At 65.5% G+C, this 23,663-nt stretch carries 20 protein-coding genes; 13 read left to right on the forward strand and 7 right to left on the reverse strand.

Going from position 1 to position 23,663, the window contains the following annotated elements:
- The first annotated feature begins 19 nt into the window (after positions 1-19).
- The 5 genes from ACQR1I_RS01050 to ACQR1I_RS01070 all read left to right on the forward strand — a co-directional run bounded on the left by ACQR1I_RS01050 (position 20) and on the right by ACQR1I_RS01070 (position 5,221).
- Positions 20-1,678 carry a methyl-accepting chemotaxis protein gene (locus tag ACQR1I_RS01050; RefSeq protein WP_434865339.1) on the forward strand — a complete coding sequence of 553 codons (1,659 nt, stop codon included), beginning with the start codon at positions 20-22 and terminating at the stop codon, positions 1,676-1,678.
- A gap of 88 nt (positions 1,679-1,766) precedes the next feature.
- Positions 1,767-2,450 (forward strand): alpha/beta hydrolase family protein, encoded by a 684-nt coding sequence (locus tag ACQR1I_RS01055; RefSeq protein WP_434865340.1) that lies wholly within the window; start codon positions 1,767-1,769, stop codon positions 2,448-2,450.
- A 136-nt stretch (positions 2,451-2,586) separates the two neighbouring features.
- Entirely contained in the window at positions 2,587-3,588 is a 1,002-nt protein-coding gene (locus ACQR1I_RS01060) for an ABC transporter substrate-binding protein (RefSeq protein WP_434865341.1), read from the forward strand.
- 36 nt (positions 3,589-3,624) lie between these two features.
- Positions 3,625-4,398 (forward strand): ABC transporter ATP-binding protein, encoded by a 774-nt coding sequence (locus ACQR1I_RS01065; protein WP_434865342.1) that lies wholly within the window; start codon positions 3,625-3,627, stop codon positions 4,396-4,398.
- The gene (locus tag ACQR1I_RS01070) at positions 4,391-5,221 is read left to right on the forward strand and encodes an ABC transporter permease (protein WP_434865343.1); all 831 of its coding nucleotides are present in this window, start codon (positions 4,391-4,393) and stop codon (positions 5,219-5,221) included. The genes ACQR1I_RS01065 and ACQR1I_RS01070 overlap by 8 nt, the downstream gene beginning before the upstream one ends.
- A gap of 5 nt (positions 5,222-5,226) precedes the next feature.
- Here ACQR1I_RS01070 and gtdA read toward each other — a convergent pair whose 3' ends face one another.
- Positions 5,227-6,264 carry a gentisate 1,2-dioxygenase gene (gene gtdA, locus ACQR1I_RS01075; RefSeq protein ID WP_434865344.1) on the reverse strand — a complete coding sequence of 346 codons (1,038 nt, stop codon included), beginning with the start codon at positions 6,262-6,264 and terminating at the stop codon, positions 5,227-5,229.
- Between the two features lie 100 nt (positions 6,265-6,364).
- Here gtdA and maiA point away from each other — a divergent pair, with 100 nt between their 5' ends.
- Both maiA and ACQR1I_RS01085 read left to right on the forward strand, forming a co-directional pair.
- Positions 6,365-6,997, forward strand: a complete 633-nt coding sequence (gene maiA, locus ACQR1I_RS01080; RefSeq protein WP_434865877.1) for a maleylacetoacetate isomerase — start codon at positions 6,365-6,367, stop codon at positions 6,995-6,997.
- Positions 6,987-7,496: a MarR family winged helix-turn-helix transcriptional regulator gene (locus tag ACQR1I_RS01085; RefSeq protein WP_434865345.1), complete on the forward strand. Its 510-nt coding sequence runs from the start codon at positions 6,987-6,989 to the stop codon at positions 7,494-7,496. Before maiA ends, ACQR1I_RS01085 begins: the two co-directional genes overlap by 11 nt.
- Before the next feature lie 38 nt (positions 7,497-7,534).
- On the opposite strand, the gene ACQR1I_RS01090 is transcribed toward ACQR1I_RS01085, so the two are convergent.
- The 3 genes from ACQR1I_RS01090 to ACQR1I_RS01100 form a co-directional block, all read right to left on the reverse strand.
- Entirely contained in the window at positions 7,535-9,148 is a 1,614-nt protein-coding gene (locus ACQR1I_RS01090; protein ID WP_434865346.1) for a benzoate-CoA ligase family protein, read from the reverse strand.
- Entirely contained in the window at positions 9,145-10,284 is a 1,140-nt protein-coding gene (locus ACQR1I_RS01095) for an FAD-dependent monooxygenase (protein ID WP_434865347.1), read from the reverse strand. Before ACQR1I_RS01095 ends, ACQR1I_RS01090 begins: the two co-directional genes overlap by 4 nt.
- An 83-nt stretch (positions 10,285-10,367) precedes the next feature.
- Complete coding sequence (locus ACQR1I_RS01100) at positions 10,368-11,351, reverse strand: RimK-like protein (RefSeq protein ID WP_434865348.1); 984 nt, start codon at positions 11,349-11,351, stop codon at positions 10,368-10,370.
- A gap of 288 nt (positions 11,352-11,639) precedes the next feature.
- Here ACQR1I_RS01100 and ACQR1I_RS01105 point away from each other — a divergent pair, with 288 nt between their 5' ends.
- The 6 genes from ACQR1I_RS01105 (at position 11,640) to ACQR1I_RS01130 (ending at position 17,788) form a co-directional block, all read left to right on the forward strand.
- Positions 11,640-12,413: a ferredoxin--NADP reductase gene (locus ACQR1I_RS01105; protein WP_434865349.1), complete on the forward strand. Its 774-nt coding sequence runs from the start codon at positions 11,640-11,642 to the stop codon at positions 12,411-12,413.
- 210 nt (positions 12,414-12,623) lie between these two features.
- The gene (locus ACQR1I_RS01110; RefSeq protein WP_434865350.1) at positions 12,624-14,189 is read left to right on the forward strand and encodes an acyl-CoA synthetase; all 1,566 of its coding nucleotides are present in this window, start codon (positions 12,624-12,626) and stop codon (positions 14,187-14,189) included.
- A gap of 246 nt (positions 14,190-14,435) precedes the next feature.
- Positions 14,436-16,061 (forward strand): FMN-binding glutamate synthase family protein, encoded by a 1,626-nt coding sequence (locus ACQR1I_RS01115; RefSeq protein ID WP_434865351.1) that lies wholly within the window; start codon positions 14,436-14,438, stop codon positions 16,059-16,061.
- An 80-nt stretch (positions 16,062-16,141) separates the two neighbouring features.
- A complete protein-coding gene (locus ACQR1I_RS01120) occupies positions 16,142-16,843 on the forward strand; it encodes an RNA polymerase sigma factor (RefSeq protein WP_434865352.1) in 702 nt (233 codons plus the stop codon).
- A gap of 96 nt (positions 16,844-16,939) precedes the next feature.
- Entirely contained in the window at positions 16,940-17,461 is a 522-nt protein-coding gene (locus ACQR1I_RS01125; protein ID WP_434865353.1) for a DUF4142 domain-containing protein, read from the forward strand.
- Positions 17,462-17,470: 9 nt separating this feature from the next.
- Complete coding sequence (locus ACQR1I_RS01130; RefSeq protein ID WP_434865354.1) at positions 17,471-17,788, forward strand: cupredoxin domain-containing protein; 318 nt, start codon at positions 17,471-17,473, stop codon at positions 17,786-17,788.
- 26 nt (positions 17,789-17,814) lie between these two features.
- Here the strand turns inward: ACQR1I_RS01130 and ACQR1I_RS01135 are convergent, their stop codons facing one another.
- The 3 genes from ACQR1I_RS01135 to ACQR1I_RS01145 all read right to left on the reverse strand — a co-directional run bounded on the left by ACQR1I_RS01135 (position 17,815) and on the right by ACQR1I_RS01145 (position 23,211).
- Positions 17,815-19,116 (reverse strand): ABC transporter ATP-binding protein, encoded by a 1,302-nt coding sequence (locus ACQR1I_RS01135; RefSeq protein WP_434865355.1) that lies wholly within the window; start codon positions 19,114-19,116, stop codon positions 17,815-17,817.
- A gap of 14 nt (positions 19,117-19,130) precedes the next feature.
- Positions 19,131-20,864, reverse strand: a complete 1,734-nt coding sequence (locus ACQR1I_RS01140) for an ABC transporter permease (protein WP_434865356.1) — start codon at positions 20,862-20,864, stop codon at positions 19,131-19,133.
- A 1,036-nt stretch (positions 20,865-21,900) separates the two neighbouring features.
- On the reverse strand, positions 21,901-23,211 hold the full coding sequence (locus tag ACQR1I_RS01145; protein ID WP_434865357.1) for a hemolysin family protein: 1,311 nt from the start codon (positions 23,209-23,211) through the stop codon (positions 21,901-21,903).
- Positions 23,212-23,663 lie beyond the last annotated feature (452 nt).

Below are 23,663 nucleotides of genomic sequence, written 5' to 3' on the forward strand. Positions count from 1 at the left end.
GCTTTCGGAGTAGCTCAAAATGTCGATCCGGTTGAGGATCCTCGCGGTCCTGAGCATCATGCTCACATTGGCTGGTGGCCTGGCGCTCTATGGTCTGCGCGGGATCACCTCGGCCGGCGATCTCGTGGTCCGCCTCTATGACGGGCCCCTGATGGCGATCAATCACGCGCGTTCGATCCACTCCGATCTGAATGCTGCGCTGCTGGTGCTGAGCCGTGCGGAGACGGTGGGAACCTCCAAGACGACGGCCGCCAAGTTCGAAAAGCTCGCCAAGGCGATGTCGGAAAACCTCGACATCGTCCGCGAGCGGGTCAAATCGAGCAGCGTCGATGCCGCGCGCGAACAGGCGGCGAAGAAGCTGGCCGACTGGTCCGATGCTGCGCTCAAGATCCTGAAGCCTGCGCCGGAGGGCGTCACCGAGATTCCAACGGCTTTTCTGCTCAGCAAGCTGGGCAACGAGGCGCTCGCGAGCGTCGACGACCTGGTCGAGCTGGTCGCGGCCTACGGTTACGAGTATCGCGTCCAGGCAGAAGCTCACGTCGCGGATTCCCGCACGATGATGATGACGGCGTCGGGTGCGACGCTGGTGCTAGGCATCCTGCTCGCGCTCGGCTTCGCCTACTCGCTGAGTCGCCCGATCATCTCGCTGGAGAAGGCGATGATCCGGCTGGCCGACGGCGATTTCGACGTCGTTCTCCCGGGCGTGCGGCGCAAGGACGAGATCGGCCACGTGGCGCGCGCCGTCGAGCGCTTCAAGCGGCTCGCCGCCGAGCGCGCGCAGCGTGAGGCGGAGGAGAAGCTCGAGCAGGACCATCGCACGTCCGAGCTGCGCAAGGCTGACATGCGTCGCTTGGCCGATACGTTCGAGCAGGCCATCGGGGAAATCGTCAGGACGGTTTCGGCGACATCGGACACGCTGGAATCCTCGGCGACCAATCTGACGGGGACCGCGGACCGCGGCCGCGAGCTCGCCGAAGTCGTCGCCGGCGCCTCGGAGCAGGCGTCCAGCAACGTCCAATCCGTGGCTTCCGCTACGGAGGAGCTGTCATCGTCGGTGAACGAGATCAGCCGTCAGGTGCAGGAGTCTGCGCGCATGGCTGGCGAAGCCGTCGATCAGGCACGCACCACCACCGATCGTGTGGGTGAGCTGTCGAAGGCCGCCAACCGCATCGGCGACGTGGTCGAGCTGATCAACGCCATTGCCGGCCAGACCAACCTGCTTGCGCTCAACGCGACCATCGAGGCGGCGCGGGCCGGCGAGGCCGGCCGCGGCTTTGCCGTCGTGGCGTCCGAAGTGAAGGCGCTCGCCGAGCAGACGGCGAAGGCGACCGGCGAGATCGGCCAGCAGGTCGCGGGCATCCAGGCCGCGACCCACGAGTCGGTGAGTGCGATCAGTCAGATCAGCACGACGATCGAGCGGCTGTCGGAAGTGTCCTCGACCATCGCTTCGGCGGTGGAAGAGCAGGGCGCGGCGACCCAGGAGATCTCGCGCAACATTCAGCATGCCGCGCAGGGCACCCAGCAGGTGTCGTCGAACATCACGGACGTCAAGCGTGGCGCTGCTGATACGGGGCAGGCTTCGTCCAACCTGCTGTCGGCAGCCAAGTCGCTGGCCAATGACAGCAAGCGGCTGCGAACCGAGGTCGATCGCTTCCTCGCGACGGTCAGGGCCGCTTGATCGGGATGCTGCGCTGCCGGTTCGGCGGCGCTGCAGCGGACCGGGCAGATCTGTTGACGGGACGGGAGACGTGGCCCAAAAGCCGGGCATGACCGAGCACCAGCCGCGTTCCCTCGTCATCCCGTTCGACGGCGCCGGCACCGTATCCGCGCTGCTGATCGTGCCTGCTCGCCCGCGCGCCTGCTTCGTGTTCGCCCACGGCGCGGGCGCCGGCATGACGCACGCGTTCATGACCCGGATGGCTGACGGCCTGGCCGGGCACGGCATCGCAACGCTGCGCTTCCAGTTTCCCTACATGGAAAAAGCCAGCAAGCGCCCCGACCCACCCGCGCTCGCCCAGGCCACGGTGCGCGCCGCGGTCGCGGAGGCCGCGCGGCTCTGTCCGGGGATACCGTTGATCGCCGGTGGCAAATCGTTCGGCGGCCGCATGACGTCGCAGGCGCAGAGCGTGCAGCCGCTGCCGGATGTCGTCGGGCTGGCATTTGTCGGTTTTCCGCTGCATCCCGCCGGAAAGCCCTCCGCGGCGCGCGCCGACCATCTCGACGTGATCGAGGTCCCGATGCTGTTTCTCCAGGGCACGCGCGACAAGCTGGCGGAGATGGAGCTGCTCGAACCGGTCGTGAAGCGGCTGGGACGACGCGCGACGCTGCACTGCATCGCACAGGCCGATCATGCCTTCCACGTGCCTGCGCGCTCGGGCAGGGATGATCGGGCGGTCATCGGCGAATTGGGGCAGGCTTTTGCGTCGTGGCTGGACGCCGCTGGCGTCTGAGCGAAGCCTCGGGAGAGCACGTCGCTTGGCTGCCGATCTCCTGGAAAATTTGCCGCGACATTGGCCTGGAAATATTGCAACAAGTCCGCAGCCCCTTGGAGGGAAGTCTCCGGGCGGCCGGATCTTGGAGAGTTCGATGTTGCGATACGTAAGCGTCATGTTCGCGGCCATTCTGGCGTTGGTGCCGATGTCCACCGCTCAGGCCGATGACGCCAAGCTGCGGATCGGCGTTCTCAGGCTGTCCTCGTCGGCGCCTGTCTTCATTGCGCTCGACAAGGGGTATTTCCGCGAAGCCGGCCTGGACGTAGAGCTGAAGTTCTTCGATGCGGCGCAGCCGATCGCGGTGGCGACCGCGACGGGCGATGTCGATGTCGGCGCCACCGCGTTCACGGCGGGACTGTATAATCTCGCCGGCAAGGGCGCGCTGAAGATCATTGCCGGCATGAGCCGCGATCGGCCGGGCTTTCCGCTGATCGGCTATTTCGCGAGCAACAAGGCCTATGAGGCCGGCCTCAAGACGCCGAAGGACATCGCGGGCAAGCGCGTCGCCATGACTCAGGTGGGGTCGAGCTTCCACTATTCGGTCGGGCTGCTCGCTGACAAATACGGTTTCAAGCTGTCCGACGTGAAGATCGTGCCGCTGCAGTCGATGTCCAACATGGCCGCTGCGATCAAGGGCGAGACCGTGGATGCGGCGCTGATGCCGATCTCCGTTGCGCGCAAGCTGATGGAGGAGGGTGCAATCAAGCATCTCGGCTGGGTCGGTGACGAGACGCCGTGGCAGGTGACAGGCGTGTTCGCCGGCCCGAAGACCCTGGCCAACGCCGCAGCGGTCACGAAACTGCTCGCATCGCTGCAGCGCGCTGAGCGCGAATACCACGACGTCGTACTTGCCAAGGTAAAGGATGGCAACGCTGCCGTCGACGACAAGACGAAGCCGCTGCTCGAGATCATCGGCAAGTACACCAACCTGCCGGTCGAGCAGGTGGCCGGCAACTGCGCCTACATCGATCCCGACGGCAAGCTCGACGTGAAGGACATCGACAGCCAGATCAAATGGCTGCAGGCGCAGGGTTTCGCGGACCAGGGCTACGACGCGGCGGCGATCATCGCGAAGGACTATGTGAAGCCGGACTGATCACGAGAGCCAGCGGAATTCAGTGGTGCGTTCGACATGGACCTGATCGCCGACACCATCAGCCATCGCTTCGATGCGCTTGACGTGCTGCATGAGGTCTCGTTCTCCGTCGGCTCCGGCGAGGTGGTCGCGATCGTCGGGCCCTCCGGTTGCGGCAAGAGCACGCTGTTGTCGATTCTCGGCGGGCTGCTGCAGCCGACGGCCGGACAGGCGCAACTGCGTGGCGCACCACCGGACGGCTGCCTCAATCCCCTGACCTTCGTGTTCCAGGATTTCGCGTTGCTGCCCTGGGCGAGCGTCGAAGACAATGTCGGCTTCCCGCTGCTGCACACCGCGCTATCAACGCAACAGCGCCGCGCCGCGGTCGATGACGCCTTGCGGCGCACCGGACTGATCGATTTCCGCGCCGTCTATCCCAGGCAATTGTCGGGCGGCATGCGCCAGCGGGTCGGCATTGCGCGGGCGCTCGCCGTCCGGCCGGCGATCCTGCTGATGGACGAGCCGCTGTCGGCGTTGGACTCGCAGACGCGCGAGCTGCTGATGGAGGACTTCGTCGATCTGCTCGCGGATGGGACGATGGGCGCTGTCTACGTGACGCATAATCTCGAGGAGGCGGTGCGGCTCGCCGACCGCATCGTCGTGCTGTCACGCCGTCCCGGCCGCATTCGCAAGGTCGTCAGCATTTCGATCGGCCGCCGGGACCGCGGCAACCCAGCAGCCCGCGCGCAACTGCTGGAGCTGCAGAACGAGCTCTGGGCGCTGATCCGGACCGAAGCGATCGATGCGGAGCGCGAGGTCCAGCATGCTTGATCGCGCACCCAAGGTCGCACCACCGGCGACCAACGCGGCCGCGGCGCGGCCGGTCCGCTTCCGCGGCGGCGGCTTCACGCCGGCTGCGAGCCGCTGGGCGGGCCTGCTCGCGCTCGCCGCGGCGCTCGGGCTGTGGCAGCTCATCGGCAGCCTTGCCCTGGTCAATCCGCTGTTCCTCCCGACGCCGCTCGGGATCTTGCGCGCGCTGTATCGGCTCGCCGAGACCGGCGCGCTATGGCAGCACGTCTCGGCATCGCTGCTGCGCATCCTCTCCGGGTGGGCGCTCGGGACGGCCTCGGGCATCGCCGTGGGCTTTGCGATCGGTCTGTGGCGCGTCGCGCGCAGCGTCGGCATCACGTTCGTGTCGGCGCTGTTTCCGATCCCGAAGATCGCGGTGTTGCCCTTGCTGATCCTTTGGCTCGGGATCGGCGAGCAGCCGAAGATTGCGACCATCGCGCTCGGCGTGTTCTTCTCGACGACGATCTCGGTCTACAGCGGCGTCGACGCGGTGCCACGCAACCTGATCCGGATGGCCCAGAGCTTCGACGTGCCGTTCCCGCTGATCGTCCGCAAGGTGATCTGGCCTGGCGCCTTGCCGTCGATCCTCGCCGGCTTCCGCATCACGGCTTCGGTGGCCTTGATGCTGGTGGTCTCGGCGGAGATGATCGGCGCCGAGACCGGCATCGGCACGTTCGTGCTGCAGGCCGGCAACCTGATGCAGACGGACCAGCTGATGGCGGGGATCCTGCTGCTGTCACTGTTCGGCCTCGCGGTCGGCCGGCTGATCAGCCTGCTCGAGGCGCGCCTGTTGCACTGGCGCTGAAGCCCTTAGGCATTGCCGCGATCTTCCCGGAACAGATCGAGCTTCTCCTGCACCGGGCGGTCCGAGAACGAGAACAGCACGGCCTCCTCGTCGGCCTCGTGGCTGACCCACTGCCAGCTCGGGACGACGAACAGATCGCGCGGCCCCCATTCGAAGACCTGGTCGCCGATGCGGCTGCGGCCCTTGCCTTCGATCGCGGTGAACACCGTCGCGTCGGTCGATCGATAGCGGGCAGTCTTGAAGCCCTTCGGCAGCAGCTGGATGAAGGTGCCGATCGTCGGCATCGCAAAGTCGCCGCTCTCCGGATTGGAGAACTTCAGCTTCAACCCATGGCATGCATCCCACTCCTCGCTGCGCTTGGCGCTCTCCAGCGCTTCGCGCGTGTAAGAATACGGATAGCTGAAGATCGGCGACGTCCGCGATTTGCGCTTGGCATCGACCGGCAGCAGATTGTGGCCGTAGCGCGCGAAGCTGTCGCCCGAGGGGCGTGCGACCTTCTGCTGATCTTCCTGGGATCCTTGCGCAAACGAGGCATCGAGGAATTGCACCAGGGGAATGTCGAGGCCGTCGAGCCAGAACATCGGCTCGGAGGTTTCGTTACCGTGATCGTGCCACGTCATCGATGGCGTGATGATGAAGTCACCCGGCTCCATCAGGGTGCGCTCGCCTTCGACGGTCGTGAAGGCGCCTTTGCCTTCGAGCACGAAGCGCAGCGCCGACTGGCTGTGGCGATGGGCCGGCGCGATGTCGCCCGGGATCACCATCTGGATTCCGGCATAGAGCGAGGTCGTGACCTTGGATTGCCCGCGCAGGCCCGGATTTTCCAGGATCAGCACGCGGCGCTCGGCCTCCTTGGCCGTGATCAGCCGTCCGGCCTCGATCATGTAGTCGCGGATCGCCGCGAACTGCCACAGATGCGGACGGCAGGCGCTCTTCGGCTCGGGCGTGATGAGGTCGCTCATCACTGTCCACAGCGCGGTCATGTTCTCGCCGTCGATCTTCTTGTAGAACGCCTCGCGTTCCGGGGTCGAAACTGCGGCCATGCGCGCCTCCCGATCAGATGTCGTTATTAATTGACAGTATACTGTCAATTCGATTACCGTCAATCGTAACCAGAGCTGTCATTTCGGGAGGAGAGCCATGATGAAGCTGCACGGCTATTTCCGCAGCAGCGCATCCTATCGCGTCAGGATCGCGTTGAACCTCAAAGGGCTCAAGGCTGAGCATCTGCCGCATCATCTCCGCAAGGGCGAGCAGCGCGCGCCCGCCTATCTCGCCCTCAATCCGCAAGGCTTCGTGCCGGCGCTGGAGGACGACAGCGGCACAACGCTGATCCAGTCGCTCGCCATCATCGAATGGCTCGACGAGACTCACCCCGAGCCGCCACTGCTGCCCAAGGATGCCTTGCGCCGTGCCCAGGTCCGCGCGTTCGCGCAGGTGCTGGCCTGCGATACGCATCCGGTCCAGAACCTGAAGGTGCTGGCGCGGCTGCGCGAGCTCGGCCTGCCCGAGGACAAGGTCACGGCCTGGGCCGGCTGGGCCAATCGCGACGGCCTCGCGGCCTGTGAGGCGCTCATCAAGCATGAGCCGGGCCCATTCTGTTTCGGCGCCACGCCGACCCTGGCCGATCTCTGCCTGGTGCCGCAGCTCGGCAATGCGCGTCGCTTCGGCGTCGACGTCGCGGCCTTTCCGCGTCTCCTGCAAGCAGAAGCCGCGGCCAAGGCGATGCCGGCCTTCGCGGATGCAGCCCCGGAGCGCCAGCCCGATGCCGAGTAGGCCGCCCGAAATCACGATGGACGCGGTCTATACCAAGCCCGGCTATCTGTTCCGGCGCATGCAGCAGATCGCGGTTTCCATCTTCGTCGAGGAATGCCGGGAGTTCGATCTGACGCCGGTGCAATACGCCGCGCTGGTCGCGATCCAGAATCATCCAGGCATCGATGCGACCCGGCTCTCGGCCGTGATCGCCTTCGACCGCTCCACGCTCGGCAGCGTGATCGAGCGGCTCGAGGCCAAGGGCCATGTCGAGCGCAAGCCGTCGGCCGAGGACAAGCGCGTCAAGCTGCTCTATCTGACGAAGGCCGGTGCTGCGCTGCTGCGCGCCATCATGCCCTCGGTCGACCGTGCGCAGGCGCGCATGCTGGCGCCGCTCAAGGCCGCGGACAGGAAGGCGCTGATGGCGTTGCTGTCGCAGCTCGTCGATCTCAACAACGAGGTCTCGCGCGTGCCGCTGCGTGCCGAGGATGCGCTGGAGCATCTCGGCAAAACCGGCTGATCGCCGGCTGTTGCGGACGAATGGCGGGGCGCTCGTCCTCACAGCCGCATCACCGCCTGACGGTCGATCTTGCCGGTGCCGGTCTTGGGCAATTCGTCGATGAAGACGATCTCGCGCGGATATTTGTAGGGCAGCAGCTTGGCCTTGACGTAGTCTTGCAGGGCCTTGGTCATGGCCGGTTCGTCATGCGACGCGCCATTGGTTACGACGACCGCCTTGAGGCTCATGCGTCGATCGGACAGCTCATGCGCGAATACGGCGCATTCCCGGATGTCCGGGTGTTCGGCAAGGCAGAGTTCGACCTCCAGCGGATAGACCCACTGTCCGGAGATCTTGATCAGGTCATCGGCCCGGCCGCGGAAGAAATGAAAGCCGTCGATGTCGCGGACGAAGCGGTCGCCGGTGTAGATCCATCCGCCGTCGCGGATCGTCTCCGCGGTCTTGTCCGGCCGGTTCCAGTACAACGGCGTGTTGGAGTCGCCGCGAACCCAGAGGATGCCTTCTTCACCGGTCGCGACGTCATGACCGTCCTTGTCACGCAGGGCGATCTCGTAGCCGGGCACGCGCAGGCCGGCCGCGCCGAGCTTTTTCCGATCCTCCCGGTTGGAGAGGTAGACATGCAGCACCTCGGTCGAACCGAGTCCCTCGACGATCTCCAACCCCGTCAGACTCTTCCAGTCGTTGAAGACCTCGGCCGACAGCACCTCGGCTGCGGAGACCGACAAACGCAGTGATGAGAGGTCGGTCTCTCTCGCGCCGTCGGCCTTGGTCAGAGACGTGTAGAGCGTCGGCAGGCCGAAGAACACGGTGGGCCGGAAGCGGGTGATGGCATCGAAGATCACAGCAGGCTTCGGCTGGCCCGGCACCAGCAAAGTCGTCGCGCCCGCGGTGAACGGGAAGGTGATGGCGTTGCCAAAGCCGTAGGCGAAGAAGATCTTCGGCACCGAGAAGCAGATGTCGTCGGGCTTCAGCCGCAGCACGTTCCGCGCGAACGCCTGCTCGCTATAGGCCATGTCGTGCTGCAGATGGACGATGCCTTTCGGACGGCCGGTCGAGCCCGAGGAGTACATCCAGAACGCCATCTCGTTGCGATGAGTGTCGGCTTCGTCCAATTGATCGGCGAAGCCATGCAGCCACTCAGCGCCTGCATGCGTCGCCGGCGCGGCCGTTCCCGGCACCGTGCCGTTGACGACGATGAGCGTCTGCAGCGCCGTATCCGCGCAAGCCTGCGCGTCGAATCGTCCGGCGAACTCGGCATCCGCGACCGCGACCTTGGCGCCGGAATCCGCGAGATAGAACTGCAGCAGGTCCGGCGGTGTCAGCGTGTTGATGAGCAACGGCACGAAGCCGGCGCGGACCGCGCCGAAGAACGCTGCCGGATAGGCCGGTGTGTCGTCGAGGAATAGTAAGACACGGTCGCCGCGGGCAACACCGAGCGAGGCGAAGCCGTTGCCCCAGCGGCAGGCATCGGCGCACAGCTCCGCATAACTGCGTTGACCGGCCGGGCCGATCAGCGCCGGCTTGTTCGCGTTACCCCTGGCGAGGTTGTCGAACAGCACGCAGCTGGCATTGTAGCGCTCAGGGATCGCGAAGCCGATCTCGCGGGCGCCGGCGCTGTCGGGTGGCACGTGATCGGCAATCTCGCTTGTCATGCCTGACTTCCCTGGTCGCGCGATGCCGCGTAGCGCGCCATGAATTGCGGCGCCATCATCCGCAGCCTGTTGTCGTCGATCCGGCCGGAGCGCGTGATGTAGCTGTAGGCGAAGTCCATCAGGTTGAGCTTCATATGTGACGGAAATTGCTCATACCAGTCGGCGCTGGTGCGCGCCGCCGTCACCAGCTTCTTGACGATCGGCTGCCGCTCCGCCTGGTAGCGGGCGAGACCGTCCGACAGATTGCTTTCGGTATCGAGCGCCTTGGCGAGCGCAATCGCGTCCTCGATCGCCAGCCGTGTTCCGGAACCGATGGAAAAGTGCGCAGTGTGAAGTGCGTCACCGATCAGCACCATGTTCCGGTGCCACCAATGCTCGTTCCAGACCCAGGGGAAATTGCGCCACACCGACCGGTTGGACACCAGAGGGTGGCCATCGAGCGTATCGGCAAACACCTGCTCACAGATGCGCTGGGAGTCGTCGACCGACATTTCGGCGAAGCCATAGGCCTGCCACGTCGCGCGGTCGCATTCGACCAGAAACGTGCTCATGTCGGGCGCGTAGCGGTAATGGTGCGCGTTGAAGGTGCCGCGTTCGGTCGCGACGAAGGTCTGCGACAGCGTCGGAAAAGTCTTGCTCGTGCCGTACCAGGCGAACTTGTTGCTGGAGTAGGACACGGAGAAGCCGAAATCGCCTTCGAAGCTGCGCCGGACCAGCGAGTTCAGACCATCCGCGGCGACGATGAGGTCGTAGCCCTGGAGTTGGTCCAGCGACTGGATGGTCGTGCCGTAGCGAGCCATGACGCCGACGCTCTCGGCGCGGGCCTGCAGCAGCTTCAGCAGTTCGAGCCGGCCGATCGCGGAGAAGCCGACGCCATCGATCTCGACGCTTTCGCCACGCAGATTGAGCGTGATGTTGCGCCAGCTTTCCATCCGCGGCGCGATCGCATCGACCGTGTCGGGATCGTCGGCGCGCAGGAATTCCAGCGCCTGGTCGGAGAACACGACGCCAAAGCCCCAGGTCGCGCCGGCCGGGTTCTGCTCGAACAGGTCGACCGTTGCGGCCGGATGCCGCTTCTTCCAGAGATAGGCGAAATACAGCCCGCCAGGGCCGCCGCCGAGCACGGCGATACGCAAGGACGCTCTCCCGATTGACAGTATACTGTTTAATTTGGATCGGAGCCTAATCCCTCATTGTGATCGAGGCCAGAGAAATTTTATTACCGATTCTGATCGGATGAGTTTCGTGTCGGGTAGCCGGGCGGCTCTCCGAAGACCGCGTCCAGCGCGGCGACGTAGGCGCGCTCGACCAGCTCGGGCTCATGCCGGCCAAGCGTCTCCATCTTCACGCCGGAATTGATTTCGAGCACCTGCCAGCTGCCGTCGACCAGCACCACGTCCACCGACGCATAGCGGATGCCGATCGCGCGTGCCGCCGCGGCGGCCAACGCGGCGCAGTCGCTTCGCGGCGCGCCCTCGCCGAGCAGGACCGGGTGGGCGCCGAATTCGAGATTGTGCCGCCAGCTCAGGAGGCGCTGCTCGCCCTCGGGGACCACCGCATCCAACGCCTGCGCATCGATCTCCTCTGCGTGACGCCGCAGCAGCTGCGCATGTTGCCGGGTTGGCACCGTTGCGAGCGCGAGGTCGCGCAGCGATCGAACGCCGTCTCCGATCACGACCGGTCGCTGCTTGCGATAGACGATCAGCGGCGCCTCATCGAGCAGGATGACCCGGACCTCATCCGCGATCTCCAGAAGCGGCGCGATCGCGACGCTGGCGCCGGTCTCGACAATGGAGCTGATGGCTTGTCGTAGTTGAGCAGGAGTCGTCGCTCGCGTCACGCCACGGCCCGAGGTCCCTTCATTGGGCTTCACGACCAAGCCGTTCGGATGCTCATCCAGTAGAGGCAGAATGGTTGCCCAGGCAGGCATGCCTTCGCCTGTCAGCGCCGGCGCGAGGACGAACGAATGCGGGACCACGGGAACCGCGGCGGCCTTCAGCAGGGCTGCAGTGGCGGCCTTGTCGCAGGCAATTCTGTGCGCCACCGCACTGTTCAGGCCGAGGTCGTAACCGAAGATGAGGTGACGCCGGGTGGCATCCTCGAGCACCAGCAGCCAGCCGTCCTCCCGGATGTCGAGGCGAATGCCGCGTCGGCTGCAGTAGCGGCTGACGGCGGCGAGCTGGAGGCGTGGATGGTTAATCATTGCTCAAGAATTGGGCCGATGGCTGTGGAATTAAAGTGCTTCAAGATGAGATCTTGGGCAAGTAAATTACCCGAACCGTTTGTATACGAACGATTGGCGGATCGATGCCGCCGAGCGCGGGTTTGGCATGCGTTTGATCGTGATCAATGGTGCATCCATGCGGGTTGATTATTTGCTGGTTTCACGTACATCAGGCGCGAAAATCGCTGGATCCATAGGGTTTTTGCGATCCCTGCCTCGTCACGACTTGTTTCTTCCATTCTCAGCCCACGTGAAAAAACAAACGACATGAGCGCGTTCTATAAAGAGAAAGTTCTTTCCGTTCAGCACTGGACGGACACGTTGTTCTCCTTCCGGGCGACCCGCGATGCGGGCTTCCGCTTCCAGAATGGCCAGTTCGCGATGATCGGCCTCGAGGTCGAGGGCCGCCCGCTGCTGCGCGCCTACAGCATGGCGAGCGCCAATCACGAGGAGGAGCTGGAGTTCTTCAGCATCAAGGTGCAGGACGGTCCGCTGACCTCCCGGCTGCAGCAGATCAAGGAAGGTGATACCATCCTGGTCGGCCGCAAGGCCACGGGTACGCTGATCCCCGACAACCTGCTGCCCGGCAGCCGGCTGCTGCTGCTGTCGACTGGCACTGGCCTGGCGCCGTTCGCCAGCCTGATCAAGGACCCCGACGTCTACGAGCGCTTCGAGAGCATCGTGCTGGTCCATGGCTGCCGTCAGGTCGCCGAGCTCGCTTATGGCGAGAGCGTCGTCGCCAAGCTGCGCGAGGACGAGCTGTTCGGTGAGCTGCTCGAAGGCAAGCTGCACTACTACCCGACCGTTACCCGCGAGCCGTTCCGCAACCGCGGCCGCATCACCGACCTGATCACGTCGCAGCAGCTGTTCGACGATCTCGGCCAGCATGCGCTCGACATCGCCAAGGACCGCATCATGATGTGCGGCAGCCCGGCAATGCTGGACGAGCTCAAGACCATGTTCGAGTCGCGCGGCTTCCTCGAGGGCAGCGGCAACCAGCCGGGCCACTTCGTGATCGAGAAGGCGTTCGTCGAGCGCTGAGCCGCCGATCATTTGGATCCGAGATTTGTGAAGGAGCGCCTCGACGCAATCGGGGCGCTCTTTTCGTTGGCAATATCCTCCTTGCACGCGTCCTTGCGGCTGTGCGATTTTCGGCCGCAACATCGGACCGCCAGACGTCCGGCACGAAGCAGGGAGGGGACATGGACAGCCGGCAAGGCGGCCATCCCCGTGACAACAAGGGGAACGGCCATGGATTCCATCGTTCGCAGGCAGACGCTCGGTGACCTCCTGCGCCGGAGCGCGGCGCGCACCCCTGGCAAGGCCGCGGTGATCTGCGGCGAAATCAGCTGGACCTACGCCGAATTCAACGCCGTCGTCGACCGCCTCGCGGCCGGACTGGCCGGCCGTGGCGTCGGCAAGGGCGAGCGCGTCGCCATCCTCGCCCGCAACTCGCATGCCTTCGCCGCCCTGCGCTTCGCGCTGGCGCGGCTCGGCGCGGTGCTGGTGCCGATCAACTTCATGCTCAAGCCGGAGGAGGTCGCCTACATCCTCAAGCATGCCGGCGCGCGGCTGCTCGCGACCGACAGCGGCTTTGCCGGTGTCGCGCGCGCCGCCAAGGCGCTGGTGCCGGCGGTCGAGCAACTGATCTGGCTGCCGTCGGAAGGCCCGAGCGAGCAGCAGACCGACATGATCGATTTCGCCGAACTGGCAGCCTCGACCGCCGCGGTGCCTGCGGTCGAGATTGCCGGAAGCGACGTGGCGCAGATCGTCTACACCTCTGGCACGGAGTCGCTGCCGAAGGGCGCGATGCTGACGCATGATGCCGTGATCTGGCAATATGTCAGCTGCGTGGTCGACGCCGGCATCGCGGCAGAGGACGTCACCTTGCACGCGCTTCCGCTGTATCACTGCGCGCAGCTCGACGTGTTCTTCGGTCCATCGATCTATGTCGGCGCGACCAACATCATCACCGCGTTTCCGACGCCGGACAATCTGCTGCCGCTGATTGCAAAGTATCGCATCACCTCGTTCTTCGCGCCGCCGACGGTGTGGATCTCGATCCTGCGCTCGCCGCTGTTCGAAACCATGGACGTGTCGACCTTGCGCAAGGGCTATTACGGCGCCTCGATCATGCCGGTCGAGGTGCTGCGCGAGCTGGCGCAGCGGCTGCCCAAGGTGCAGCTGTGGAACCTCTACGGCCAGACCGAGATCGCGCCGCTGGCGACGATGCTGGGGCCCGACGACCAGCTGCGCAAGCCCGGCTCTTGCGGCCGCGCCGTGCTCAACGTCGAGACCCGCGTCGTCGATGACGACATGAAGGACGTCGCGCCGGGCGAGGTCGGCGAGGTCGTGCACCGCTCGCCGCATCTGATGCTCGGCTATTTCCACGACGACGAGCGCACCGCCGCGGCCTTCCAGGGCGACTGGTTCCACTCCGGCGATCTCGCGACCATCGACGAGGAAGGCTACATCACCATCGTCGACCGCAAGAAGGACATGATCAAGACCGGTGGCGAAAACGTCGCCAGCCGCGAGGTCGAGGAGGCGCTGTATCTGATCCCGGAGGTGTCCGAGGTCGCCGTCGTGGGCCTGCCGCATCCGCGCTGGGTCGAGGCGGTCGTGGCGATGGTGGTCGTCAAGTCCGGCTGCGAGCTCACCGAGGAGGCGCTGCTCAAGCAGGCGTCGAGCCGGCTGGCCTCGTTCAAGACGCCGAAGCGCGTCGTGTTCGTTGATGCGCTGCCGAAGAACCCGAGCGGCAAGCTGTTGAAGCGGCAGCTGCGCGAGGCGCATTCCGGCCTGTTCGCGGAGGGCTGACGCATCGCGGAACCGCCGGGTCAAGTACCCACCCGGGTAGGGCCGACGGCTCGCGGATCCGCTAGAATGTGACGTCGCGGCCGCGCGGCGAGCCCACGGACCTTGTGGCATCGGGGTCGATAGCCGAAGGCTATCGACGATGCGACAGGCGTCGATGGTCAATCGCGCGGGCTTGTGTAACGATTGTTTCGTGATGCGCGTAGTACCTTCATCGTCGACCGTCCACGATCCGCCCCGGGGCTTTACATGGATAAGCTGCTGCTTCCGTTCTCGCCGCGCTACATCGTGCTGACGATGTGCGCCACGGCGACCGCCTTGCTGCTCATCCTCGGCATCTTCGACCGCAAGATCTTCGATATCATTCTCGTTCCGCTGCTGATCCTCGGCGCGCTGACCCTGCTCGGCGTTCGCGACCTGCTGCAGAAGAGCCACGCGGTGCTGCGCAACTACCCGATCTCCGCGCATCTGCGCTTCATTCTCGAGGAGATCCGGCCGGAGATGCGGCAGTATTTCTTCGAGAGCGAGAAGGACGGCATGCCGTTCTCGCGCGATACCCGCGCGGTGGTCTATCAGCGCGCCAAGATGGTGCTCGACAAACGCCCGTTCGGCACCCAGGAGGACGTCTACCGCGAGGGCTATGAGTGGATGCACCATTCGGTCTCGCCCAAGCCGCATGCCGAGGAGAAATTCCGGATTCAGATCGGCGGCCCCGACTGCGCCAAGCCGTACTCGGCGTCGGTGTTTAATATCTCGGCGATGAGTTTCGGGGCGCTCAGCCCGAACGCAGTGCGTGCGCTCAACGGCGGCGCCAAGCGCGGCCACTTTGCGCATGATACCGGCGAAGGCGGCTTCAGCCCGTATCATGCCGAGATGGGCGGCGACATCATCTGGGAGATCGGCTCCGGCTATTTCGGCTGCCGCCATCGTGACGGCAGCTTCGATCCCGACGCGTTCGCGCGCGTGGCGGCGACGGAGCAGATCAAGATGGTCGAGCTCAAGATCAGCCAGGGCGCCAAGCCGGGCCATGGCGGCGTGCTGCCGGCGGCGAAGGTGTCCGAGGAGATCTCCAAGATCCGCGGCGTTGCGATGGGCGAGGACTGCATCTCGCCGCCGGCGCATCGCGCGTTCTCGACGCCTGTTGGCATGATGCAGTTCATCGGCGAGATGCGCCGGCTGTCGGGCGGCAAGCCGGCCGGCTTCAAGCTGTGCATCGGCCATCCCTGGGAGTTCCTGGCGATCTGCAAGGCGATGCTGGAAACCGGCATCTATCCCGATTTCATCGTCGTCGACGGAAATGAAGGCGGCACGGGTGCTGCGCCGCTGGAGTTCATGGACCATCTGGGCATGCCGATGCGCGAGGGCGTCAACTTCGTGCACAATGCGCTGGTCGGAATGAACATCCGCGACCGCGTGAAGATCGGCGCCTCCGGCAAGATCGCCACCGCCTTCGACATGGCGCGCGCGATGTCGATCGGCGCCGACTGGTGCAATTCCGCCCGCGGCTTCATGTTCGCGCTCGGCTGCATCCAGTCGCTGAGTTGCCATACCGACCGCTGCCCGACCGGCGTCGCCACCCAGGATCCGACCCGTGCCCGCGCGCTGGTGGTTCCGCACAAGATCGACCGCGTCTACAACTACCATCACGCCACCCTGCATGCGCTGACCGAGCTGCTCGCGGCCGCCGGCCTGGAGCATCCGCAGGACCTGCGTCCGATCCACTTCTCGCAGCGGACGTCGACCACCGACGTGTCCTCCTTCGCAAAACTCTATCCGTCGCTGCGGCCGGGCGAATTGCTCGAGGGCACCCAGGACGTCCGCTTCCGCGACGCCTGGGCAATGGCGCGCCCGGATACGTTCGCGGCGGTGCAGTAAGGCGCCAGCGCAATCTTTTTTGGGAACCTCTGCGCCCGAATTCCATCTAAGCCATGCGTGCTCAGTTGGGATGATCGACGATGTCTTGGACGACGACGAATTGGACCACGGCGAACGCAGCGTCCGCGGCGGCCGGCCCGGAGGATGACCTGATCCAGCGGGCGAAGGCTCGCGACGAGATGGCCATCCGCGCCATCCTGCAGGCCAACAACCGCCGCCTGTTCCGGATCGCCCGCGGCATCCTGCGCAACGACAGCGAGGCGGAGGACGTCGTGCAGGAGACCTATGTGCGCGCGCTCAGCCATCTGGATGAGTTTCGTGGCCAGTCCAGCCTGTCGACCTGGCTCGTCCGCATTGCGATGAACGAGGCGATGGGACGGCTGCGTGGACAGCGCCCGGCGCTCCCATTGGATGACCAGCGAGAGGACAGGCCAGCGGCCGAGGTGATCCAGTTTCCCTCCACGGCCAGTGATCCGGAGAAGTCCGTGGCGCAGCGTCAGATCCAGTCCGTCGTCGAGCGGGCCATCGATGAATTGTCCGAGCCGTTTCGCTTGGTGTTCATCGCCCGCGTGATCGAGGAGATGAGCATCGAGGAGACGGCGGATCTGCTCGGGCTGAAGCCCGAGACCGTCAAGACGCGCCTGCATCGCGCCCGCGGCATGTTGCGCGAGAATGTCGAGAAGGAGATCGGCCCCGTGCTGCTGGACGCGTTTCCCTTCGCAGGGCCCCGCTGCGAGCGCCTCACCGACGCGGTGCTCGCGCGTCTCGGAATTCCGAACTGAAAATTTCCGGGAACGTCGGCCCCGGTTTTTCATCCAATCCCTGTGCAGCCATTCACGCGCCGGCGACGAGATCCGGCGACACAGGAGATGAAAGCTATGTTCAAGCAACTCGGCACGACGATCGCCGTGCTCTGCCTCACCAGCAGCGTCGCGCTGTCGCAAGGCGCCAAGCTCAGCGACCCGCAGATCGCGCATATCGCCTACACGGCCGGCGAGATCGACATCAAGGCGGCGAAGCAGGCGTTGGACAAAGCCAGCAACAAGGAAGTCAAGGAGTTCGCGCAAGGCATGGTGCGCGACCACGAGGCGGTCAACAAGCAGGCGCTCGATCTCGTCAAGAAGCTGAAGGTCACGCCTGAAGATAACGACACCAGTCGCGCGCTGTCGAAGCAGGCGAGCGAGAAGCTCACCGAGCTCGGCAAGCTGAAGGGGGCCGCGTTCGACAAGGCGTATATCGCCAACGAGGTTGCCTACCACAAGACGGTGAACGGCGCGCTGGAAACGCAGCTCATTCCGTCGGCGAGCAATTCCGAACTGAAGGAGCTGCTGCAGACGGGGCTGAAGCTGTTCCAGGGCCACGAGCAGCACGCCGAGCATGTCGCGGCCGATCTGAAGTAGGGCGCGACGATGCTGCCGGGACGTCTCGCTCTCGTGACTGTGGCCGTGCTTGCGACGGTGAGCGTTCCGGCGCGCGCGGCCACGATCCGCGTTACGATCGACAAGCTCGCGTTTTCGCCGGCCTCGGTCTCGGCCAAGGTCGGCGACAGCGTCGAATGGGTCAACAAGGATGCGCTGGCGCATACGGCCACCGCGCGCAATGGCGACTTCGATGTCGCGCTGCCGCCAAGCAAGACGGTGAGCACGGTGCTCAAGAAGGCGGGCACGGTCGAGTACTATTGTCGCTTTCATCCGAACATGAAGGCGACCCTGACAATCGCGCCGTGATGCCCGCAGGCTCGATGCCCGAAGGCTCAATGCGGGTTCTCCAGGCTGAACGTCTCCGACTGCTCGTCATAGGCGAACAGCTCGGCGTAGCGGCCCCATGACACGATGGTGTGCAGCGTCTCGTCGGCGTAGTGCTCGGACATGTAGTCCTCGAGCTCGATGCGGAAGCGCGCGGCCGGCGCCGCGTGCGAGGGCCGGTCATCGAGCACGCGGCGGATCAGTCCCATTAACGGAACGTTCTCCATCAGATGCTGCGCGAACAGCTTCTTGCGCTCGTCGGTCTCCAGATGGGCGAACCGCCGTCCGGCCTCGGTCAAGGTGAGATCGCCTTCGCTGAGCTGGGCAAAGCGCAGCAGCTGCAGCGCCTCGGCCAGTGGAAAGATCTCGTCGACCTCGAGCTGCAGATGGCCTGCCAGCACCGGCAGGTCGGCATGCCCATTATAGGGTTCGCCGGCGAGCGTCTCGATCAGGCCCGAGATCGAGTTCGACGACACATGGTTGAGCACCATGCCGACGCCGGCGCTCGCCGTGCTCGGCAGCTTCGGCTCCGGCCGCTGTGTCATCCGCGCGTAGAGGCTGTCGACCAGGAGACGGAAAGCCGGATCGAGCCGGTTGCGCGGATGGGCTAAGTCGATCCTGAACTCGGCGGCGACGCGGCCCGGATTGGAGGAGAACACCAGGACGCGATCGCACATCAGCACCGCCTCCTCGATGTTGTGCGTCACCATCAGCACCGACTTGATCGGCAGCCGTCCATCGGTCCAGAGGTCGACGAGGTCGGTGCGCAGCGTTTCCGCGGTGAGCACGTCGAGCGCCGAGAACGGCTCGTCCATCAGCAAGAGATCGGGATGCACCACCAGCGCGCGGGCGAAGCCGACGCGCTGGCACATGCCGCCGGACAGCTCCTTTGGAAACGCGGATTCGAAGCCGTCGAGGCCGATCAGGTCGATCGCAGCCAGCGCGCGCTGGCGCCGCTCGGCGCTGTCGATGCCGAGGGCCTCCAGGCCGAGCTCGACGTTCTGCAGCACCGTGAGCCAGGGAAACAGCGCGAACGACTGGAACACCATCGCGACGCCACGCGGCGGACCGGCGATGATCTCGCCGCGGCAGCGCGCTTCGCCCGATGACGGCGACACCAGCCCGGCAATGATCCGCAGCAGCGTCGACTTGCCGGAGCCGGAGCGGCCGAGCAGGCCGACGATCTCGCCAGCGCGGATGGTGAGGTCGACCTTCTCCAGCACGAGGAGATCCTCGCCACTGCCCTTCGGAAACAGCCGGCTGACGCTCTTGATCTCGATCAGCGAGGTGTCCTTGACCTGGTCGCGCATGACAATTCTCCCGGTCAGCCGAGCCGCAGCCGGCGTTCGCCGAAGGCATAGAGCGGCCGCCACAGCAGCCGGTTGAACAACGTGACGAGAATGCACATCACGGCGATGCCGAGCACGACGCGCGGGAAATCGCCGCGCTCGGTCGCCGCCGCAATGTAGGCGCCGAGGCCGGACGCGGTCAGATGCGTGTCGCCCCAGCTCGCGACCTCGGCGACGATCGCCGCATTCCACGAGCCGCCGGAGGCGGTGATCGCGCCCGTGATGTAGTAGGGGAACACGCCGGGCAGCACGACCTTGAACCACCAGCGCCAGCCGGTCAGCTGCAGGCTGGCCGCCGCCTCGCGCAGATCGGTCGGGAACGCGCTCGCCCCGGCGATGACGTTGAACAGGATGTACCACTGCGTGCCCAGGATCATCAGCGGGCTCAGCCAGACATTGGCGTCGAGGCCGTAGCGCACGATCAGCACGACGAACACGGGGAAGGCGAGGTTGGCCGGGAATGCCGCGAGGAATTGCGCCAGCGGCTGGATGCGCTCGGCGAGCTTCGGCCGCAGCCCGATCCAGACGCCGATGGGGACCCAGATCAGCGAGGCCAGCGCGATCAGCACGGCGACGCGGATCAGCGTGATCAGGCCGTAGCCGATCGCAGTGAGGACATCGGCAGGTGCGAGGGTCGCGGAGAGATAGAGGTAGGTCTTCCAGCCGGCATAACCGCAGCCGAGAATGACCACGGCGCCCCAGAGGCCGTCGACGAGTTGCGAGGGCGGCGCGTGGCGCGCAGCAGGGGCCAGTGCAGCCGGCCAGTTGATGCGCAGGTTCGAGAACGTGCGGTTGATGGCCGCGAACGGAACGGACAGCGAGCGCAGCGCGCGGGTGCGCCGGAACAGGTCGAGCATCCACGAATCAGGCGGCGTGCCTGACGCGGTCTGCTCGAAGCGGAATTTGTCGGCCCAGGCGACGATCGGGCGGAACAGCAACTGGTCATACGCCGTGATCACCAGCAGCATGGTCAGCAGTGCGGCGCCGATCGCGGCGAGATCCTGCTGCTGGATCGCCAACGCAACAAAGGAGCCGATGCCGGGCAGGGTGACGGTAGTGTTGCCGACGGTGATCGCTTCCGACGCCACGACGAAGAACCAGCCGCCGGACATCGACATCATCGCATTCCAGATCAGGCCGGGCATCGCATAGGGCACGTCGAGCCGCCAGAACCGCTGCCAGCCGGAGAGGTGGAAGCTGCGCGTCGCCTCCTCCAGGTCCTTCGGCACGTTGCGCATCGACTGGTACATGCTGAAGGTCATGTTCCAGGCCTGGCTGGTGAAGATCGCGAACACGCAGGCGAGCTCGGCCCCCAGCACCTTGCCCGGGAACAGGTTCATGAAGAACACGACCGTGAAGGTGAGGAAGCCGAGGATCGGCACCGACTGCAGGATGTCGAGCAGCGGGATCAGCACGATCTCGGCGCGGCGGCTCTTTGCGGCTAGCGCCGCGTAGACGAAGGTGAACACGAGCGAGCAGACGATCGCGAGCAGCATGCGCAGGGTTGTGCGCAGCGCGTACAGCGGCAGGTTGGACGGATCGAGCGACACCGGCGGCGAGTCGAGCGTCGACAGCGGCAGTGTGGTCTGCTCGCCGCCATAGACGATCAGCACCATCGCGCCGACCACGATCATCAGCGCGACCACGTCCCAGATGTTGGGGCGCACGGCGTCGCGCAGCACGGCGGTCCTGATATCCCGAAGCAGCATCGGCGTGTCTCGTCTGGTCGGCCGCAGCGGATGGCTGCGGACGGGTCCTTGTCATGGCCTTGAGGGGCTGGTCGCACCGGCCGGGCTGCCGGCCGAATCCGCACCCTAAGTGCCCTCTGTGATGGTTTGGTATCGAGCGGCGGGGGACCGGACTCCGGCTCCGCATGTCGGCCTATCAAAGGATACGCGGCCCGCGTCTTCACGTTCCCGCGACATGGCTGTCCGGGGTCTGCGGTTCGGTCGGCTCTCGTGGAATGTGAGGGCGCAGGGAAGGCCGGACCTCGACTGAGGCCCGTGGCCCGCCTGCGAGAAAAATGCAGGCGGCAGAACCACAGGTACAGCCGAGAACGCCCGGCCCTCCCTGCGCGATCGGTTTTAACGGCTTATACGTGCTCTCCCCGGCGTCCGGCTCGTAGCCGCCGTGGCGGCAACGCATGTCAGCGCGCTGCCGTGGACCTCAGCATCGGGAGGTCAGGACCACACGATTTCACCGTCCGTGACCACGGCGCTCGTCCAGCGCCACCATCACGTCCATCGCATTGCCGGCCCAACGTTCGTGACGACGCGTACGCCCCTCATCAGGACCGGAATGGCGGGAGGATAGAACGGTAATTATGATTTCCGGAAGTCATTTATTTTTGGCTGTGGCTCTTGAAACGGGCCTTCGTGTTGAGCGCGCTGGAGAAATGAGTGTTTCGGCGCAGGCGTTGCGCGCGGCATATCTGCCGCTCTCGGACGCGTAGGAGACCCCCACTCTGCCCGACGGGCGAATCGGTGATCAGAAAGTCATTTGTGGCACATCGAGCGCGACGCGCACGCTGCAACCTCTCCGCGCGCTTTGCGGGGAGAGGTCGGATTGCGCAGCAATCCGGGTGAGGGGCATGGCACAAGCGGAGCTACATTGCAGCTCCATCGGACGCGTACGTCGTTGCTTGATAGTAGCACCGCTCGTGTGGCTGCCCCTCACCCCGACCCTCTCCCCGTGAAGAACGGGGAGAGGGAGTCTACCGTTCGCCGGGTAACAGCTGATGCCCAACTACCCCACGTTCGGCTCGCCGCCATCGGCTGCGAGCTTCGTGGCCAGAATCTTGTCGATGCGGCGGCCGTCGAGGTCGAGGATTTCGAAGCGCCAGCCTTGCAGTTCGAAGCTCTGGCCGATCTCGGGCACGCTGCCGAAATGCTGCAACACGAGGCCGGCGACGGTGTGGTAGCCGCGATGCGGCGGGACGTCGATGGCGAGCAGGTCGGCGAACTCGTCGAGCGGCATCCAGCCGGAAACCAGCAGCGAGCCGTCGTCGCGGCGGACGCAGGCGGGCTCCGGCGGACCCTCCTCGGAGGAGAACGCGCCGACGATCGATTCGAGAATATCGGCCGCGGTCACGACGCCTTCGAACGCGCCGTATTCGTCATGCACCAACCCCATGTGCACCGGCGCGACTTTCAGGATCGCGATGACGTCGCGCGCGTCGACGGTGGAGGGAATGATCGGCACCTCGCGCACCAGGCTGCGCAGATCCGGTGTCTCGTCGCGCAAATAGGCCGCCAGCAGGTCCTTGGCCTGCAGCACGCCGATCGGCCGGTCGCGCTCGCCGTCGGAGACCGGCAGGCGCGAATGCGGGCTCTTGGCCAGGAGCTCGCGGATCACTTTGGGATCGTCGTTGAGGTCGACGACGTCGACCTCGGGCCGCGGCGTCATGATGGCGCCGACCGGGCGGTCGCCGAGCCGCATCACGCCGGCGATCATCTCCTTCTCGCCGGGCTCGAGTACGCCGGCGGTCTCGGCCTCGCGGACGAGATGATGGATCTCCTCCTCGGACACCTTCTCCTCGGCGTCGCCGGAGCGGCCGAGCAGCGCCAGGATCAGCTTGCCGGACACGTCCAGCAGCACCACCAGCGGCAGCGACACCTTGGCCAGCAACTGCATGGCCGGGGCGACGCGCACGGCAATCGCCTCGGGATCACGCAGCGCGACCTGCTTCGGCACCAGCTCGCCGACGATCAGGGTGGCATAGGTGATGATCGTGACGACCAGGCCGACGCCGACGATGTCGGCAACCGAGGCCGATAGGCCGAGCTCGAGCAGCGATTGCGTCAGGCGCTGGCCGAGCGTGGCGCCGGAGAAGGCGCCGGAGAGCACGCCGACCAGGGTGATGCCGATCTGGACCGTCGACAGGAACCGGCCGGGATCCGACGCCAGGGTCAGCGCGCGACGGGCACCGGTGACGCCTTTCTCAGCGAGCAGCGCCAGCCGGGCGGGCCGCGACGACACGATCGCGAGTTCGGACATCGACAACAGCCCGTTGACGACGATGAGGACGACGATGATCGACAGTTCGACGGACAGCATTGCGACCTGATGTGGCGCCCGGAACGGGCGGAATGGATCCAGGTCCTAGCATATGGGGACGGCAACCGCCCATTGCCGCGTTGCGGTGGTTGCATGGCTGGATGCGGCTGGGAGGCAGGTGGTCGGCGGGGCAATCGAAGCACTGGCCGCGCGTCCCCCTCCGCTGTCGTCCCGGGCAAGCCCCGGCGGCGCGTCAGCGCGGCCGGGGCGCCGACCCGGGACCCATACCGCGGAATCTATCGAGGAAGCTCGCGGGCCGTCGCTTGCTTGATGACAATCGCCCGCCTGCTTGGTGACGAGGATGTTCGTCTTCCTTCCGAACGCCTTCGAGAGATCACGAGGTATGGGTCCCCGGTCGGCGCTTTGCCAGCGCTTGCCCGGACCACACCGCTTGTGGAGCGCGACTTATCGCTCTCTCACTCGCGTCAGGACGCAGCCGGCAACGCCGGCTC

The sequence above is a fragment of the Bradyrhizobium sp. HKCCYLS2038 genome (assembly GCF_051167655.1).
GTDB lineage: Bacteria > Pseudomonadota > Alphaproteobacteria > Rhizobiales > Xanthobacteraceae > Bradyrhizobium.

Coding starts and splice junctions, on each gene's coding strand:
- ACQR1I_RS01085 (WP_434865345.1), top strand. CDS start 6,987: ATGCCGAGTAGGCCGCCCGAAATCACGATGGACGCGGTCTATACCAAG.
- ACQR1I_RS01130 (WP_434865354.1), top strand. CDS start 17,471: ATGCTGCCGGGACGTCTCGCTCTCGTGACTGTGGCCGTGCTTGCGACG.
- maiA (WP_434865877.1), top strand. CDS start 6,365: ATGAAGCTGCACGGCTATTTCCGCAGCAGCGCATCCTATCGCGTCAGG.
- ACQR1I_RS01100 (WP_434865348.1), bottom strand. CDS start 11,351: ATGATTAACCATCCACGCCTCCAGCTCGCCGCCGTCAGCCGCTACTGC.
- ACQR1I_RS01110 (WP_434865350.1), top strand. CDS start 12,624: ATGGATTCCATCGTTCGCAGGCAGACGCTCGGTGACCTCCTGCGCCGG.
- ACQR1I_RS01090 (WP_434865346.1), bottom strand. CDS start 9,148: ATGACAAGCGAGATTGCCGATCACGTGCCACCCGACAGCGCCGGCGCC.
- ACQR1I_RS01055 (WP_434865340.1), top strand. CDS start 1,767: ATGACCGAGCACCAGCCGCGTTCCCTCGTCATCCCGTTCGACGGCGCC.
- ACQR1I_RS01070 (WP_434865343.1), top strand. CDS start 4,391: ATGCTTGATCGCGCACCCAAGGTCGCACCACCGGCGACCAACGCGGCC.
- ACQR1I_RS01115 (WP_434865351.1), top strand. CDS start 14,436: ATGGATAAGCTGCTGCTTCCGTTCTCGCCGCGCTACATCGTGCTGACG.
- ACQR1I_RS01125 (WP_434865353.1), top strand. CDS start 16,940: ATGTTCAAGCAACTCGGCACGACGATCGCCGTGCTCTGCCTCACCAGC.
- ACQR1I_RS01105 (WP_434865349.1), top strand. CDS start 11,640: ATGAGCGCGTTCTATAAAGAGAAAGTTCTTTCCGTTCAGCACTGGACG.
- gtdA (WP_434865344.1), bottom strand. CDS start 6,264: ATGGCCGCAGTTTCGACCCCGGAACGCGAGGCGTTCTACAAGAAGATC.
- ACQR1I_RS01135 (WP_434865355.1), bottom strand. CDS start 19,116: ATGCGCGACCAGGTCAAGGACACCTCGCTGATCGAGATCAAGAGCGTC.
- ACQR1I_RS01145 (WP_434865357.1), bottom strand. CDS start 23,211: ATGCTGTCCGTCGAACTGTCGATCATCGTCGTCCTCATCGTCGTCAAC.
- ACQR1I_RS01120 (WP_434865352.1), top strand. CDS start 16,142: ATGTCTTGGACGACGACGAATTGGACCACGGCGAACGCAGCGTCCGCG.
- ACQR1I_RS01065 (WP_434865342.1), top strand. CDS start 3,625: ATGGACCTGATCGCCGACACCATCAGCCATCGCTTCGATGCGCTTGAC.
- ACQR1I_RS01060 (WP_434865341.1), top strand. CDS start 2,587: ATGTTGCGATACGTAAGCGTCATGTTCGCGGCCATTCTGGCGTTGGTG.
- ACQR1I_RS01050 (WP_434865339.1), top strand. CDS start 20: ATGTCGATCCGGTTGAGGATCCTCGCGGTCCTGAGCATCATGCTCACA.
- ACQR1I_RS01140 (WP_434865356.1), bottom strand. CDS start 20,864: ATGCTGCTTCGGGATATCAGGACCGCCGTGCTGCGCGACGCCGTGCGC.